The organism is Psychrobacter sp. ANT_H56B, assembly GCF_008369245.1.
Classification (GTDB): domain Bacteria; phylum Pseudomonadota; class Gammaproteobacteria; order Pseudomonadales; family Moraxellaceae; genus Psychrobacter; species Psychrobacter cryohalolentis.
The window spans coordinates 49,016-64,386 of the sequence record NZ_VOBF01000006.1; the positions used below are offsets into that span (position 1 = coordinate 49,016).

The 15,371-nt window shown below is 42.0% G+C and carries 12 protein-coding genes; 8 read left to right on the forward strand and 4 right to left on the reverse strand.

The annotated features are described in order from the left end of the window. Positions 1-58 precede the first annotated feature (58 nt). Positions 59-478, reverse strand: a complete 420-nt coding sequence (locus FQ082_RS08515; RefSeq protein ID WP_149492778.1) for a GFA family protein — start codon at positions 476-478, stop codon at positions 59-61. Positions 479-662: 184 nt separating this feature from the next. Here FQ082_RS08515 and uvrB point away from each other — a divergent pair, with 184 nt between their 5' ends. The 3 genes from uvrB (at position 663) to FQ082_RS08530 (ending at position 4,655) form a co-directional block, all read left to right on the forward strand. Next, entirely contained in the window at positions 663-2,774 is a 2,112-nt protein-coding gene (gene uvrB / locus FQ082_RS08520; RefSeq protein ID WP_020443038.1) for an excinuclease ABC subunit UvrB, read from the forward strand. Positions 2,775-3,003: 229 nt separating this feature from the next. Continuing rightward, entirely contained in the window at positions 3,004-4,056 is a 1,053-nt protein-coding gene (locus tag FQ082_RS08525; RefSeq protein ID WP_149492779.1) for a pyridoxal phosphate-dependent aminotransferase, read from the forward strand. A 221-nt stretch (positions 4,057-4,277) separates the two neighbouring features. Beyond that, positions 4,278-4,655 carry a hypothetical protein gene (locus tag FQ082_RS08530; RefSeq protein ID WP_149492780.1) on the forward strand — a complete coding sequence of 126 codons (378 nt, stop codon included), beginning with the start codon at positions 4,278-4,280 and terminating at the stop codon, positions 4,653-4,655. A 457-nt stretch (positions 4,656-5,112) separates the two neighbouring features. Here the strand turns inward: FQ082_RS08530 and FQ082_RS08535 are convergent, their stop codons facing one another. Then, entirely contained in the window at positions 5,113-5,499 is a 387-nt protein-coding gene (locus FQ082_RS08535) for a hypothetical protein (protein WP_011513090.1), read from the reverse strand. A 638-nt stretch (positions 5,500-6,137) separates the two neighbouring features. On the opposite strand from FQ082_RS08535, the gene FQ082_RS08540 reads away from it, so the two are divergent. Genes FQ082_RS08540 through FQ082_RS08550 form a run of 3 tightly spaced genes read left to right on the forward strand, consistent with a single transcriptional unit; the run spans position 6,138 to position 9,748 of the window. Then, complete coding sequence (locus tag FQ082_RS08540) at positions 6,138-7,169, forward strand: TAXI family TRAP transporter solute-binding subunit (protein WP_149492781.1); 1,032 nt, start codon at positions 6,138-6,140, stop codon at positions 7,167-7,169. Then, positions 7,150-7,698 (forward strand): DUF1850 domain-containing protein, encoded by a 549-nt coding sequence (locus FQ082_RS08545; RefSeq protein WP_262498188.1) that lies wholly within the window; start codon positions 7,150-7,152, stop codon positions 7,696-7,698. Before FQ082_RS08540 ends, FQ082_RS08545 begins: the two co-directional genes overlap by 20 nt. Then, the gene (locus tag FQ082_RS08550) at positions 7,670-9,748 is read left to right on the forward strand and encodes a TRAP transporter permease (RefSeq protein WP_223145352.1); all 2,079 of its coding nucleotides are present in this window, start codon (positions 7,670-7,672) and stop codon (positions 9,746-9,748) included. Before FQ082_RS08545 ends, FQ082_RS08550 begins: the two co-directional genes overlap by 29 nt. 134 nt (positions 9,749-9,882) lie before the next feature. On the opposite strand, the gene lipA is transcribed toward FQ082_RS08550, so the two are convergent. Continuing rightward, on the reverse strand, positions 9,883-10,926 hold the full coding sequence (gene lipA, locus FQ082_RS08555; RefSeq protein ID WP_011513094.1) for a lipoyl synthase: 1,044 nt from the start codon (positions 10,924-10,926) through the stop codon (positions 9,883-9,885). A gap of 162 nt (positions 10,927-11,088) precedes the next feature. After that, on the reverse strand, positions 11,089-11,508 hold the full coding sequence (locus tag FQ082_RS08560; RefSeq protein ID WP_149492848.1) for a carboxymuconolactone decarboxylase family protein: 420 nt from the start codon (positions 11,506-11,508) through the stop codon (positions 11,089-11,091). 542 nt (positions 11,509-12,050) lie between these two features. Here FQ082_RS08560 and acnB point away from each other — a divergent pair. Both acnB and FQ082_RS08570 read left to right on the forward strand, forming a co-directional pair. Beyond that, positions 12,051-14,654: a bifunctional aconitate hydratase 2/2-methylisocitrate dehydratase gene (acnB, locus tag FQ082_RS08565; protein ID WP_149492783.1), complete on the forward strand. Its 2,604-nt coding sequence runs from the start codon at positions 12,051-12,053 to the stop codon at positions 14,652-14,654. Between the two features lie 224 nt (positions 14,655-14,878). Next, positions 14,879-15,322, forward strand: coding sequence for a PACE efflux transporter (locus FQ082_RS08570; protein ID WP_262498189.1), 444 nt, complete (start codon positions 14,879-14,881; stop codon positions 15,320-15,322). Positions 15,323-15,371: the final 49 nt, after the last annotated feature.

The window sequence follows — 15,371 nt, forward strand, 5'->3', positions numbered from 1 at the left end:
TTGATTTAATTGACGTTAAGTTAAGAATAGTCATATGCATTTTAAGCCTTATAAATATTTAGTCCTTTGGTCTAATGCCTTTCTCTGCGAATTTATCAAACAGCTGTTGCTGAGTTAAGTTGACTGTGTCATTGGCAAATTCATAATAATCAGGTTTTCTATCAATGAAAATCTGGCTCTCAAAAGTAAGGTTTGGATTCTCTTGAAACAGTCCTAGTGACAGAACATAAGTCTCAGAGCTAAGCTGATGATAATAGAGATTGGTGCCGCATTTATGGCAAAACGCACGCTCCGCCCATGCTGAAGAGGGGTAAATAGTCATTGACTCCTCACCTTTAATATCAGGTTTTGAGTGGCTATGTATCGCCATTAATGGTCCGCTGCCCCAACGACAACACATCGTACAATGGCATGCCTCAAAGGTATTGATATCTTCTAATTCTATGGTGACGTTACCGCACAGACAGTGACCTTTCATAACTCGTTCCTTGATTAATGGTCATTGAACTATACCTGAGTTTTTATATTTTTTATTGAGTGTTTGTGCATCCATGTGTAGGTGTCTAGCCCAATAAATGACCTTTAAAAATAAAGGTTTAACCCCATATTGTTATAAACCTAACCTCTTATAACCTTTTATAAATATCAGGAAGACAACCATTATGCGAATGCCTGAACCGCGCTCGTCGCGTCAGTTAAATCAATTGGCCACTCAGCTACAAGGCGAAGCTGAAATTAGTGGTGTCAACGCGTCTGGGACACAAATATCAAGTCGTGCTTTTGAGATGGTCACCGAGTTTGAGCCAGCAGGCGATCAGCCGCAAGCGATAAAGAAACTGGTTAATGGGATTAATGCTGGCATGGATGAGCAGCTATTACTGGGTGTGACGGGTTCTGGTAAGACCTATACCATGGCAAAGGTCATCTCTGAGACGCAACGCCCAACTATTATCATGGCACATAATAAAACGCTTGCCGCCCAGTTATATGGTGAGTTTAAGTCGTTTTTCCCCAATAATGCAGTTGAGTATTTCGTCAGTTATTACGACTATTATCAGCCAGAAGCCTATGTCGCAGCGAGCGATACCTTTATCGAAAAAGACAGCGCCATCAATGATCATATTGATCAAATGCGTCTGTCAGCGACGCGTGCACTACTTGAGCGTCGTGATGCAATTATCGTCGCCTCGGTATCATGCATTTATGGTTTGGGTGATCCAGAAAGTTATCTAAAAATGCTTCTGCACGTCGTCGTTGGTGACAAAATCGATCGCACTGCTACCATTAAACGTCTTGTTGAAATGCAATATACGCGCAATGAGCTAGACTTTGGACGAGGTACGTATCGGCTGCGTGGTGAGCTGTTAGATATTTATCCTGCTGAGTCTGAGCAGCTAGCGGTGCGTGTGCACTTGTTTGATAATGAAGTGGAAAAAATCACGTGGTTTGATCCTTTAACGGGTAAGACCGTGCGTACCGTGCCACGTATTACTATTTATCCAAAATCACATTACGTGACGCCGCGCAATAAATTGGAGGCTGCCAGTCATACCATCCGCGCTGAGCTTGAGCCGCGTTTAGAGTATTTCCGCGAAAACAATAAACTGATTGAAGCACAGCGTCTTAAAGAGCGTACTCAGTATGATCTTGAGATGATTCAACAGCTCGGCTACTGTAACGGTATCGAGAACTACTCGCAGCATCTCTCTGGTCGTCCATCAGGGGAAGCACCACCGACGCTGTTTGATTACATTCCAGAAGATGCGTTGTTATTTCTTGATGAGTCGCACGTGACTGTGTCGCAAATCGGTGCGATGTATAAGGGCGATAGATCACGTAAAGAGAATCTCGTCAATTATGGCTTTCGACTACCAAGCGCGATGAATAACCGTCCCATGAAGTTTGAAGAGTGGGAGCGTATCAAGCCTAAGACTATTTATGTGAGTGCCACGCCTGCATTGTATGAGCTTGAGCACAGCGAGCAAGTGGTCGAGCAAGTCGTACGTCCGACCGGTTTGATTGACCCTGAAATTGAGATACGTCCTGTATTGACGCAAGTCGATGATGTGCTGTCTGAGATTACCAAGCGCCGAGAAAAAGACGAACGCGTGTTAATCACAACCTTGACCAAGCGTATGTCAGAGGATTTGACCAGCTATCTCAAAGAATATGATGTCAAAGTTGCTTACCTACACTCGGATATCGATACCCTTGAGCGTATGCAGATTATCCATGAGCTGCGTACGGGCGTACATGATGTGTTGGTCGGCATTAATCTATTGCGTGAAGGGTTAGATATGCCTGAGGTGTCATTGGTCGCAATATTTGATGCCGATAAAGAGGGCTTCTTGCGTTCTGAGCGTGCTTTGATTCAGACCATTGGACGAGCTGCGCGTCATATCAATGGTAAGGCTATCCTTTATGCTGATCGTATTACCAACAGTATGCAAAAAGCGATTGATGAGACCGATCGTCGCCGCGAAAAACAAGTCGCCTTCAACCTTGAACATAACATTACGCCAACAGGTGCGCGCCGTAGTATCACGGATAAAATTGACACAGGTGATGACCATGATGCTAATGATAATCAGATGATTCCAATTAAGAGCAATCTGCCTGATGTCGATATCAGTATCTTACGCAGTCCTGATTTATTGGCTAAAGAAATCAATCGCCTTGAGAAGCTCATGAAGCAGATGTCGCGTGACTTGAAGTTTGAAGATGCTGCAAAAACGCGTGATAAGGTGCTCGAATTAAAGGCGCATTTACTGTAAAGAGTAAAGCTACTAATTTCAAAATAGTAATAAAAAGGTGAGTTGCCAACGGTGCAGCTCACCTTTTTTATGGTCTTCTTATAACCAAAATAACCTCGCTTTTGCCCGAGGTTATTAATAACGAATAATTGGTAATGACAAAACTTGTGTTTATACCAAATGCCAATTAATATGATATCAATGAGCAATATGAACTTATAACAACGGACGTTAAGGCACATAATCCATCATGCAAAATAATAAATGCTTAGAATTAAATGCGAATGAAAACTCACTAGGCATGTCAGCTTCTGCCAAAAAAGCCATTACAGCCTCTTTAGGTGCAGGCTTCCGTTATCCAGATAATCCACGTGCGGCACTCATTAGCAAAATTGCCACCATCCATGGCGTGGCAGAAAACCAAATCTCATTAGGCAATGGCTCGACTGAAAATATTCGAGCTACCTTACAAATGCTGCAATATAAAGCTCTAAAAGAGGGTAGGCAGTTTCAAATGGTGATCCCTGTTCCCACTTTTGATTGTGCAGAGATGTATGCGAATGCCATTGGCGTGCCCGTCGTCAAGATACCGTTAACCGCTGAAAACTATGATTATAATTTTGATGAACTACAAAAAGCAGCTGACGATTTTGATGGCATCAGCCTACTTTATATTTGCAATCCAAACAACCCAACTGGAATCATTACATCAACTTCAAGGCTTAAAGCTTGGATAAGTAAGGCGCCAGACAACCATTACTTTTTATTAGATCAAGCTTACTTGGAGTATGTGTCAGATCCAAGCTTTGAAAGTGGGATTGAGTGGGTGAAACAAGAGTTATCCGACAATCTTATTGTTATCCATACTTTCTCAAAGTTATGTGCCTTAGCAGGTATGCGAGTGGGCTACGCAGTTTCTAACCCGCAAGCTATTGAGAGTGTCGAAGCGTTTATGTCTATGGACAACACCAACTTGTCAGGTGCGGTTGCTGCTATTGCGACGTTAAATGATGCCAAGTTTTTAGCGCTCAGCTTACGCAATACCAATCAGTCGCGCCAGATGATTGAGACAGTATTGGACGATCTTGGAGTGCGTTATTTACCCTCACAGACCAATTTTATTTTTCATGAAATAAAAGGTGATTTAAAAACTTATATCGATAGAATGCGTGACCATGGCATCAAAGTTGGTCGCGAGTTTCCACCTATTACAGGCTTCAATCGCTTGACGCTTGGCACGCCTGATGAGATGGCAGCATTTATTAAAGTATTAAAGTTATTTCGTGAAAAGGACTGGGTATGAGTGAGATAAATCATATGTCTTAACCAACCTCAAACGCAGTTTTACATATCCCACCTTAAAAAACACCACTTTATCTTATAAGATTGGTCAGTTAAGCACACCCTTTTAGGGTACTAGCTTTCAAGTTGCTAGATAAATTTAAGTCGCTGGATAAACGTTGAGCGATAGCTAAAGTTAGGTGTGCTAACGTAAATTATAATTATAAGGTTAAAGATATATTCATGTTTGATATCAAATCATTTTTTAAACGAGAAGTAGAAAAAAAACTCATCAATTTAGACGATTATATTTTTATGCCTGAGCGTGTAGAGATGGCGCTAGAAGGCGGATTATTAAATTGTGTACTCAATAGTGATGGTCGAGTGGATGTTTTTTATAACAAGGATGGCGTGACAGAAGTAAGTTCCGCCTCACGTAAGCATCCATTTACTGCGTTTGAGACCGAGCTATATCATGGGGTTTATGATGATATTATTCATGATTTGACTAAAGAGGTGAGTAAGATACTTGAGCGTCGGTCAAAATACTTTCGCCAGAACAAGACATTGCATCCTACAGCGTCTCTAATGTCTCAGCCATATACAACAAGTAAGCTATAGGCTTGTTTGAACTATTGTAGGTTTAGAAAAAATAAAAGCAATCGGTAAGAAAAAGGGTGCGTTATATTTAAATGACGCGCCCTTTTTCTTACTTCATTTTTTAGTGTCAACTTGAAACAGTTACTATTGATGCTTACTTTTTTGTAGCAACAGCTTTATCTTTGGCAGATAACACAGATGATTTAGTAATAGGAATAGATTGTGCGCCTTCAACTAAATGATTGGTCTTGGTTTGTGTGACCAAGCCTTTGGTAAAGAGAGTACTGTCGTCGCGTGTTTTTAAAGTATTGGTAAAATACCATTCACACTGAAAAGTGTGTTCATTGATATCAACAGGGCGTTCTGCGGTTAATGATAGATCGCGATCTATTGTTGATAATCAATACGAATAGGCTGGGTTAAGCAATCGCCAACCCAGCCTAATTATTTATAATGACTGATACTATTAATAAACTATTTATTTAACGATACTGGAATAACAGCTCTGCAATGATTTTGCAACGACTCTAGCCACTAATTGCACACGATATTGTGGGTCTATGGCTGCATTACCCAATTCAACGATGCTGACTTGTTGCGGTGCTTGCTCACTAACGCAACCACAAACTCTGCCTTTTACCGCTTCTTCTTGCGCTTCAGTCATAGCGACACTGGCAATACGCCACGCGTTTTGCTGTTCGATCTGACTGCGACATTGATTGTCGATAGCTGCTTTAAAAACGCTCATACCGATCTCGTTTGCAGTACCCATTGCTGTTCCTGCATTGGTATTACCGCCCGTTGAGGCACAGCCCGCTAGTGCAAATGTTGCTAGTAATGCTGTTGATGCGAATAATTTTTTCATCAAATTTCCTTTCAGATTGATCAGTATTATGAGGGGATATTCTTAAAGTTTTATATCGTGCTGAGCAGATGTACCAAAACCTATAAACTGCTTTTTACTGTCTATACCTTGTGATATTTGCATGATATACATCAGCACAAATAAAAAGTCATCTTACTAGAACTCAATATTGATGACAAAGGAAATATAAACGTGCTATCAGAATATTTATTAACAATTGTTTTTTATACCAAGTTATGTCGTAGAAAAAATGATGATAAATATTATAGGAGTAGTTCATCTTTATGGACTTAAAGGTTTACAAGGCGGTTAAAGTTTGTTTAAATAACTTACAATATGAAACTTAGTATCGCTTAGCGAAACAAGAAAGCGGTATTTAGTGAATAATAGCGCTTAACTTTCAATAAATTTCGATTTATAGTCAGGATAAGGGTTAGTGAGAAAAACAATATAGCAATATAAAGTCTCTCATGTTTTAATTAGATAGACTGTTTTTTTATAGCGCTCTCATGACAACAGAGTGAGTAAAAAGCCATTCAAAGTAGCACGTTGCTAGTATGACGGATATGGATAGTACCATCATATCTGAGTCATATTTTTGTAAGTCCATTTGCTTTATTTTATCAAGGAAGAAAATAATGAAGTCCATTTATAAACTGCCTTTACTTGCGGCAATGATTGCAGCCAGTATGACAATGGTTGCCTGTTCAGACAAAGCGGCTACTGATAGCGCAGCTACTGACGGTGCTACTGCTGATACCACCACAGATACCGCTGCCACAGCAAATGACAAGCTTGAAACCAAATTTGTCACCATTGCTACAGGTGGCGCTTCAGGTCCTTACAATATTATTGGAACGTCTTTAGCAGAGATTTATGCCAAGACTTTTGGCGTTAATGCTAAGACCCAAACGACAGGGGCGTCAGTAGAAAACGTCAACCTATTGACCCAAGGTAAAGTAGATATGGTGCTGGCACTTAGTGATGTTGTCACTGATGCAGTCGAAGGTAAAAATGACTTTAAGGCACCTATCGCCAATATTCAGCAAATTGCTGTTCTGTATCCGAACGTCATTCAGCTGGTTGCTTCAGAGAAATCTGGCATCAAAAATATTGAAGATTTAAAAGGCAAACGTATTGCGGTTGGTGATCAAGGATCTGGTACTGAAGTCAATGCTCGTACCCTGTTAGAAGGTTTTGGTATTACCTATGATGATGTCAAGGTAGATTATTTAGGCTTTGCAGATGCTGCAGATGCGATGAAAGCTGGCAAAATTGAAGCGGCATTTTTTAGTAGTGGCTTACCAAACTCTTCGTTATTAGAGCTAGAGCAAGGCATTAAGTTGCAGTTGGTGACCATCAATCAAGATAAGCTTAAGAAAATTATTGAGACCAAGCCTTACTTTAAAACTTTTGAGATTCCTGCCGGTACCTATGGTAATGCTGCTGCTATTCCAACCACAGCCGTCATGAATGCCTTGTTAGTACGCTCTGATATCTCGGAAGATGATGGCTATAAGCTGACCAAAGCATTATTTGAAAACTTGGATGGTCTAAAGAATGCTCACCAAGCGGCGAGCGATATCAGTTTAGAGACGGCTCAAGTCGGTATGGTTGCTCCTATTCATCCTGGTGCCAAAAAATACTATGATGAGAAAGCAGCTAAATAAACAAGTATGGTGGTTTGCTGGCGTAGCAGCTATTGCTGCGCTGGTTTTATTTATACTATGGGCGATTTTCAGCCGCCAAACAGTCATTGAAGTACGAGTAGCGGGCGTTGCTGGTAACAATAGTGCCAGCCTAGTCTGCTATTTTGTTGAGCCCAATTTTCAATTGCGCTGGATTCACTCGGTAGAAAAGCAGTGGTGGGAGGAGCAGTATCTTCGTGAAGAAGAGGGCTTACTATTAACCACTACCTACTTTCAAGCGTTTGGTGCTGGTACGCCGTCTACTGAAAATGTCGCTCCTATACAAAAAGAGGGCTATGTCGGGTATCAAATCAACCAAAGGTTTCCCCATCTCAACTGGGTTGTATCAAGACTGACAAAAGGTGAGATTGACTATGCCAGTCAGCGCATTCTTATTCATCAACTGGTACCAGATTATTCAGAAGTAACTATCATGCCCAAAGCATATAGTCCAATCGATAGATTCAATAAGGATTTTTGTCATGAACTCCCAAGTGATGGATCACAGTAGCGATAAGCCTCACTCTAGTGATGATGCTAAGTTGGCAAATCAGCCAAATGCGCCTGAAGATACTGAGAATTACGATGACGTTGATCCTAGTGTCACACAGGCAATATTAGAAAAATACGATCGAGAATCTATTACGCGTCATATCACCCAAGGTCCAGTGAAGTATATTATCGCTGCGATCTGTATTTTCTACTCCATTTTTCATTTATACATTACCTTTAATCCAATGCCATCGTTACTACAGCGCTCTGTGCATGTGGGCGTTGGCTTCGCTTTGATTTTTTTGATTTTCCCTGCCAGTAAAAAAAGCAGCCGTAAGAAAGTGGCATGGTATGACTGGATTTGGTTTATCTTTTCCTTATCTGGGATGACGTATCTCATTTATGAGTATCAAGATATTGTCACCAGTCGCGGCGGTATGGCAAATTCGGTCGATGTGATCTTTTCTATTATTACGGTTATCTGCGTCCTTGAAGGCAGTCGGCGTATTACTGGCTGGATCTTGCCCATATTAGCCTCTATATTTTTGCTATACCCCTTTATCAGTCATTTGGACTTTATGCCGGATAGGTTGCTGACCAGACCTTATGATTTGGGCGATATTTTTGGTCAATTATTCTTAAAGACCGAAGGCTTATATTCGGTTGCAATTGGTGCTTCAGTCACTTTTATCTTCCTATTCATTCTATTTGGGGCATTTTTAGCGCGTTCTGGAATGGGTCAGCTGTTTAATGATTTGGCATTGGCGCTGGCAGGCGATAAAAAAGGTGGACCTGCTAAAGTCGCTGTCATATCAAGCGGCTTTATGGGCAGTATCAATGGTTCAGCCTTATCGAATGTAGTCAGTACGGGCGCGTTTACCATCCCATTGATGAAAAAGGTTGGTTATCATAAAGACTTTGCAGGAGCTGTAGAGGCGAGTGCGTCGGTCGGTGGTCAAATATTGCCACCTATTATGGGTGCCAGTGCTTTTATTATGGCGGAGACAACAGGTCTACCGTATAGCACTATTGCTTTGGCTGCGTTATTACCTGCTATTCTCTATTATCTAGGCGTTATCGCACAGGTACATTTTCGTGCCGGTCGCCGTGACTTAAAAGGCATGGCAAAAGAGAGTCTGCCGCAGGTAAAAGAGGTATTAAAAGCGCGCGGTCATATGTTATTGCCGATTGTATTCTTGATTTATTTATTAATACAAAATGTTCCTGTAGGGTACGCTGCTGCCTATACCATTGGCTTTACTGTTGTCATCAGTATGCTACGCAAAGAAACCCGCATGGGCTTTAAAGATATTTTAGGCGCTCTAGAAGATGGCGCACGCCAATCATTAGCAGTGATGGCAGCTTGTGCAGTTGTAGGTATCATCATTGGGGTCGTTAGTTTGACCAGCTTTGGTACAGTAATGACCTCTTCAATTGTTACTTTGGGTGCAGGGTCTTTATTGCTTACTTTGATTTTGACCATGCTAGCGTCTATGGTCTTGGGTATGGGATTGCCTTCTATCCCTGCTTATATCATTACCGCAACCATGGCAGCGCCTGCTTTAGCAGGATTTGATATTCCTATTTTATCGGCGCATATGTTTGTTTTCTATTTTGGTGTGTTTGCAAATATTACCCCGCCCGTCTGTCTGGCAGCTTTTGCTGGTGCTGGTATCTCTGGCGGTGATCCGATGAAAACAGGGTATTTATCATTAAAGTTAGCGTTAGCAGGTTTTATCGTCCCCTTTATGTTTATTTATAATCCTGCGATGTTGATGATTGACCCAACAGATCTTGCGGTCACGGCGAAAGAATTTCCATTGCCGCCGGTCATCGATATTATTATTGCTGTTGTGACATCGGTCATTGGTGTGATTGGACTCAGCGCCGCGTTAGAGGGTTATTTTAAAAGTGATATGAATCTCGCTACGCGCTTAATATTAGCATTAGGCGCATTGCTGCTGATTTATCCTGGACTGATCACAGGTGCAATAGGTGGCGTAATAGTACTAGGTATTGCGGCATTCAATATAAAAGGTAGTAAGGTGCCAACCGCTTTAAGTGTTTAACATTGAATCGCTGCTATTTTAAGTGAGACAGAAAAGTTAGAAGCATAGAAAAGGTCGAATAGCAGATATCTGCTATTCGACCTTTTTGTATTTTAAGACTCATCACGTTACGTTGATATAGTGACGACTCTCACTTAACAGCCAAGTTTCCCTTCTGCTGCTAATGCTTTTTTGCTACGGATAGGTGCTGGGCAATCTTCACCATAGTACTGACGATCAGCAAAATAGCTTGAGCGCACCATAGGACCTGCCCAAATATTAAAGAAGCCAATCTTTTTGCCATAGTCCATATAACGCTGGAACTCATCTGGATGCACATAGCGATCGACTGGCGCATGGTCTTTACTGGGTTGTAAATACTGACCAACGGTAATCATATCGACGTTATGCGCCTTTAGATCATCAAGCAGCTTATAGATTTCTTCTTCAGTTTCACCAAGTCCAACCATAAAGCCGCATTTGGTCGCAATATCAGGGCGACGTTCTTTATAAATCTTTAGCAAGTCTAATGAATGCTGATAATCTGAACCTGGACGGAAAGCTTTATATAAACGAGGCACGGTTTCGATATTGTGGTTAAAAACATCAGGCGCCGTTTCAGTCAATAAGTCCAATGCGATATCCATACGACCACGGAAATCTGGTACCAAAATCTCGATCAAGCAATTTGGGCTCAGCGCACGCGATTCATTCAATACTTCAACGAAATGCATCGCGCCGCCATCTTTTAAATCATCACGGTCAACCGAGGTAATGACGGCATATTTAAGACCTAAACCTTGGATGGTCTCGGCAGTATGACGCGGCTCATCTTTATCAAGCTCATTTGGACGACCATGTCCGACATCACAGAACGGGCATCGACGTGTACAGATATCACCCATAATCATAAAGGTAGCAGTACCATCGGCAAAGCACTGTGGAAGGTTAGGGCAGGCAGCTTCTTCACAAACGGTATAGAGTTTCTGTTCACGTAAGGTGGACTTGATACGTGCGACTTCCGCAGGTGAAGACAGTTTTACCCGAATCCAATCTGGCTTTTTCTTGGCCTCGACAGTCGGGATAATTTTAATTGGGATACGAGCAACTTTATCGTAGCCACGGAGTTTTTCGCCTTGGATGGCTTTTTTGGGTTTTGCGCGGGCAGCAGGCGTGTGCGTTTGTACGGCGTTTGTCATAATCGAATGTTCTCTTAACCCTTGATAGAACAAGGGTTTATGGAATTATTAGAATGCTTTATGAATAGAGCTATTATAGCAGATATTTGGTCAAGGTTTTTTAGGCAATCGTATGAAATTCAGTTTATCAAGGCTACTATAAATAAGCGATTTAGCATAGTTTCATTTATTGATATCAATGTTCATGTCATTTAGTACGTCTATGGCAGCGCGAAACGCTTCTTGAGTGGCAGGTGCGCCGCAATAAGGCAGGCTGTGCATCAAGACTTCTCGAATCTCAGCGACAGTGGCGCCATTATTGATGGCACCTCGGATATGTCCCTTTAGCTCATTTGGGCTTTTTTGTGCAATCAAAAAACCAATCGTGATAAGCGAGCGATATTTGCGCGGTAGTACCGAGTCATCTTGCCATGTACTGCCCCAAGCGTGCTCGATAATCCAATCTTGTAATGGCTGAGTAAATGGCGTTGCTGAGTCAAGTGAGCGTTTGACATGTGCTGCACCCATCACCTCGGTACGAATTTTTAGACCGTTTTCATAATTAGCGTTTTGACTGGTGCCTTGATTGGCATTGTGACTCATACTGTGAGTAGTATTGCGATCTTCATTTTCTTTATTAGCCATTGTCATCCTTGATTTTATGATTAAATCCTTTGCATTTAATCGGTATATTCTTATCAAACATTATAACAGTCGAGTAGGTTTTATTTAACCGTTAATCGAGATATAGTTGATTCCATTTAACAATAACAACGTATAACAATAACGAGGTACTAAGACAGTAGCGGTATATCTTTTTAAGTGAATAGATAGTTGCAACCGCAATTTACTACCAATATATTGTGAATGTTAAAAAACACAATAAGCCCTCAGTTTGAAAAATTTAGAATTTATGATATAGGCACCATTAGTTATATTATTTATGGCACTATTTATATAATAAATGTTCAATATGCCCCCTTTATGACCGCTTTATGAGCCTTTTAAAGGCTGAGCCATTAACATTTGGGGCGTTTTAAGCTATGATTGCACGGATAATTATTCCATCTAGTATATAGACGCAGGCGGTCATGCTGACTACCCACGTAATGTGCTAATACTCCCAACTGACGAGGACGACTATTGTGTTAGAAGCTTATCGTAAACATGTCGAAGAACGTGCTGAGCTAGGAACGGTTCCGCTACCACTGAACGAAAAACAAGTAGCAGAGTTGGTTGAACTACTAAAGAATCCACCAGCGGGCGAAGATGCGTTCTTGATGGACTTGCTCGAAAATCGTATTCCTGCCGGTGTTGACCAAGCTGCTTACGTTAAAGCGGCATTTTTGGCAGCGATCCTTAAGGGTGAAGCGACCTCTTCACTAGTAAGTAAGAAAAAAGCGGTTCAAATCTTGGGTACGATGCAAGGTGGTTACAACGTTCAACCGCTAGTTGCTGCTCTTGATGATGCGGAAGTCGCGCAAGAAGCTGCTGATGCGTTGAAAAAAACCTTGCTAGTATTTGACGCGTTCAATGATGTGACCGAAAAAGCAGAAGCGGGCAATACTATTGCTAAAGAAGTCGTTCAATCTTGGGCTGACGCTGAGTGGTTCTTGAGCCGTGATGCTGTACCAGCAAAGACGACTTACACGACGTTTAAAGTGACTGGCGAAACCAATACCGATGATTTGTCTCCTGCGCAAGATGCGTGGAGCCGTCCTGATATCCCATTACATTCATTAGCCATGCATAAAAACTCTCGCGACGGCATTACGGCTGACGAAGAGGGCGTTATCGGTCCGATGAAACAGATCGAAGCGTTAAAAGAAAAAGGTCATCCATTAGCCTATGTTGGCGACGTAGTAGGTACTGGTTCTAGCCGTAAATCTGCAACCAACTCAGTACTGTGGTTGATGGGTGATGATATCCCGAACGTACCAAACAAACGTGGTGGCGGTCTAGTATTGGGTAACAATATTGCTCCTATCTTCTTCAATACTATGGAAGATTCTGGCGCATTACCAATCGAAAAAGTAGCCGTTGATAACCTAAACATGGGTGATGTCTTTGACATCTATCCGTATGATGGCAAAATCACTAAGCATGATTCTGATGAAGTACTGTCAACCTTTAAGCTAAACTCGCCAACTTTGCTTGATGAAGTTCGTGCTGGTGGTCGTATTCCGTTAATCGTTGGTCGTGGTCTGACCAATCGTGCTCGTGAATATATGGGTCTTGGTCATTCAGACGTATTTGCTAAGCCAGAAGAGCCAGTTGATACCGGTAAAGGCTTTACCCTAGCGCAAAAAATGGTTGGTAAAGCGTGTGGTCTAGCAGGCGTACGTCCTGGTATGTACTGTGAACCAAAAATCACCACTGTCGGTAGTCAAGATACTACCGGTCCGATGACCCGTGATGAACTAAAAGATTTAGCTTGCCTAGGTTTCCAAGCAGATTTAGTGATGCAGTCATTCTGTCATACGGCTGCTTATCCAAAGCCAGTTGACATCGAAACTCAGCATACACTACCTGACTTTATCATGAACCGTGGTGGCGTGAGCTTACGCCCAGGCGATGGTATCATTCACTCATGGTTGAACCGTATGCTACTTCCAGATACCGTTGGTACTGGTGGTGACTCGCATACCCGTTTCCCAATTGGTATCTCATTCCCAGCCGGTTCTGGTCTAGTGGCCTTTGCTGCTGCTACTGGTGTTATGCCACTTGATATGCCTGAATCGGTTCGTGTACGCTTCGTTGGCGAACGTCAACCTGGTATTACGCTACGTGACCTAGTTCATGCCATTCCTTACCAAGCGATTAAAGAAGGTCTATTAACCGTTGATAAGAAAGGTAAAATCAACGAGTTTAACGGTCGTATTCTTGAAATCGAAGGTCTAGAAGATTTAACCGCTGAGCAAGCGTTTGAATTGTCTGATGCCTCGGCTGAGCGTAGTGCGGCTGGTTGTACCATCACTCTATCTGAAGCGTCAGTGACTGAATATCTAACGTCAAACATCACCTTGCTTAAGTGGATGATCTCAGAAGGTTACGGCGATGCGCGTACTATTAGCCGTCGTATTGAGCAAATGCAAGAATGGCTTGCTAATCCAAGTCTGATGCGTGCTGATGAAGATGCAGAATATACCATCGATATGGTTATCGATATGTCTGAAATCAAAGAGCCAATTCTTTGCTGCCCGAACGATCCAGACGATGCAAAAACTTTGGCTGACGTGGCTGGCGACACCATTGATGAAGTATTCATTGGTTCATGTATGACCAATATCGGTCACTTCCGCGCTGCGGGTAAGTTACTACAAGATGTTCCTGCAGGAAGCCTAAAAACTCGTCTATGGATTGCGCCACCGACTAAAATGGATGCGCGTCAGTTGATGGAAGAAGGTTACTATAATATCTATGCACAAGCCGGCGCTCGTACTGAAATGCCAGGTTGTTCATTATGTATGGGTAACCAAGCGCGTATCGCACCGAACTCTACTGCGGTATCAACTTCTACCCGTAACTTCCCGAACCGTTTAGGTCAAGGTGCTAACGTTTATCTAGCATCTGCTGAACTGGCTTCTGTTGCTGCGGTACTTGGTAAACTACCAACTAACGAAGAGTATCAGCAGTATGCTGGTATGCTTGATAGCATGGGCGAAGAAGTATATCAATACATGAACTTCGACCGTATGGAAGACTATACTGAAGAAGCTGATAAGATTAACGTTGCTCAGTTGAGCTAATTTTGGTCAAATCTTAAATGTTTTGAAATATTCAAAAACTCCGTATCGTCATGATGCGGGGTTTTTTGCTGTGAGCAATGGCTGGTTTCTCTTATTATCTTATGTATAATATGGGAGCAGGCGGAAACCGTGGCTCTGTATGTTATTTATCCTTTTCTATCTCGGGACGGACCGATACTTTGATAGGCACTTTTTGTTTGCAATCAAGTGCTCTGGAGTTTTGGTTGATTACTTTATCCCCACTCAAACGTCGCATCTTCTATGTGACTGTATTTGAAATCATTGCTATCATTTCATCTACCTTGGTTCTTATGCTGTTGAGTAACAGCAGCGCCGCAGAGTCTCTACCAGTTGCCGTGATGGTCTCATTGGCAGCGGTGATTTGGAATTTTATTTACAATACGGCATTTGAAAACTGGGAACGTCGTAAGCAGGTGACGCAGCGCACGTTACTGGTACGTAGTGCCCATGCGATAGGTTTTGAAGGCGGGTTGGTTCTGATTTGCCTACCGCTATATATGATTTGGTATGATGTTGGTTTTATCAAAGCCTTTATGATGGAAGCCGCGCTACTGCTGTTTTTCTTAGTTTATACTTTTTTCTTTACCTTGGGTTTTGACAAAATATTTACCTTACCACATCACTATAAAAGTGCTTCTGCTTCTTGATAAATAAAGAGGTCAATGGAAATGATTTTGTCCATTAATTATATAATTT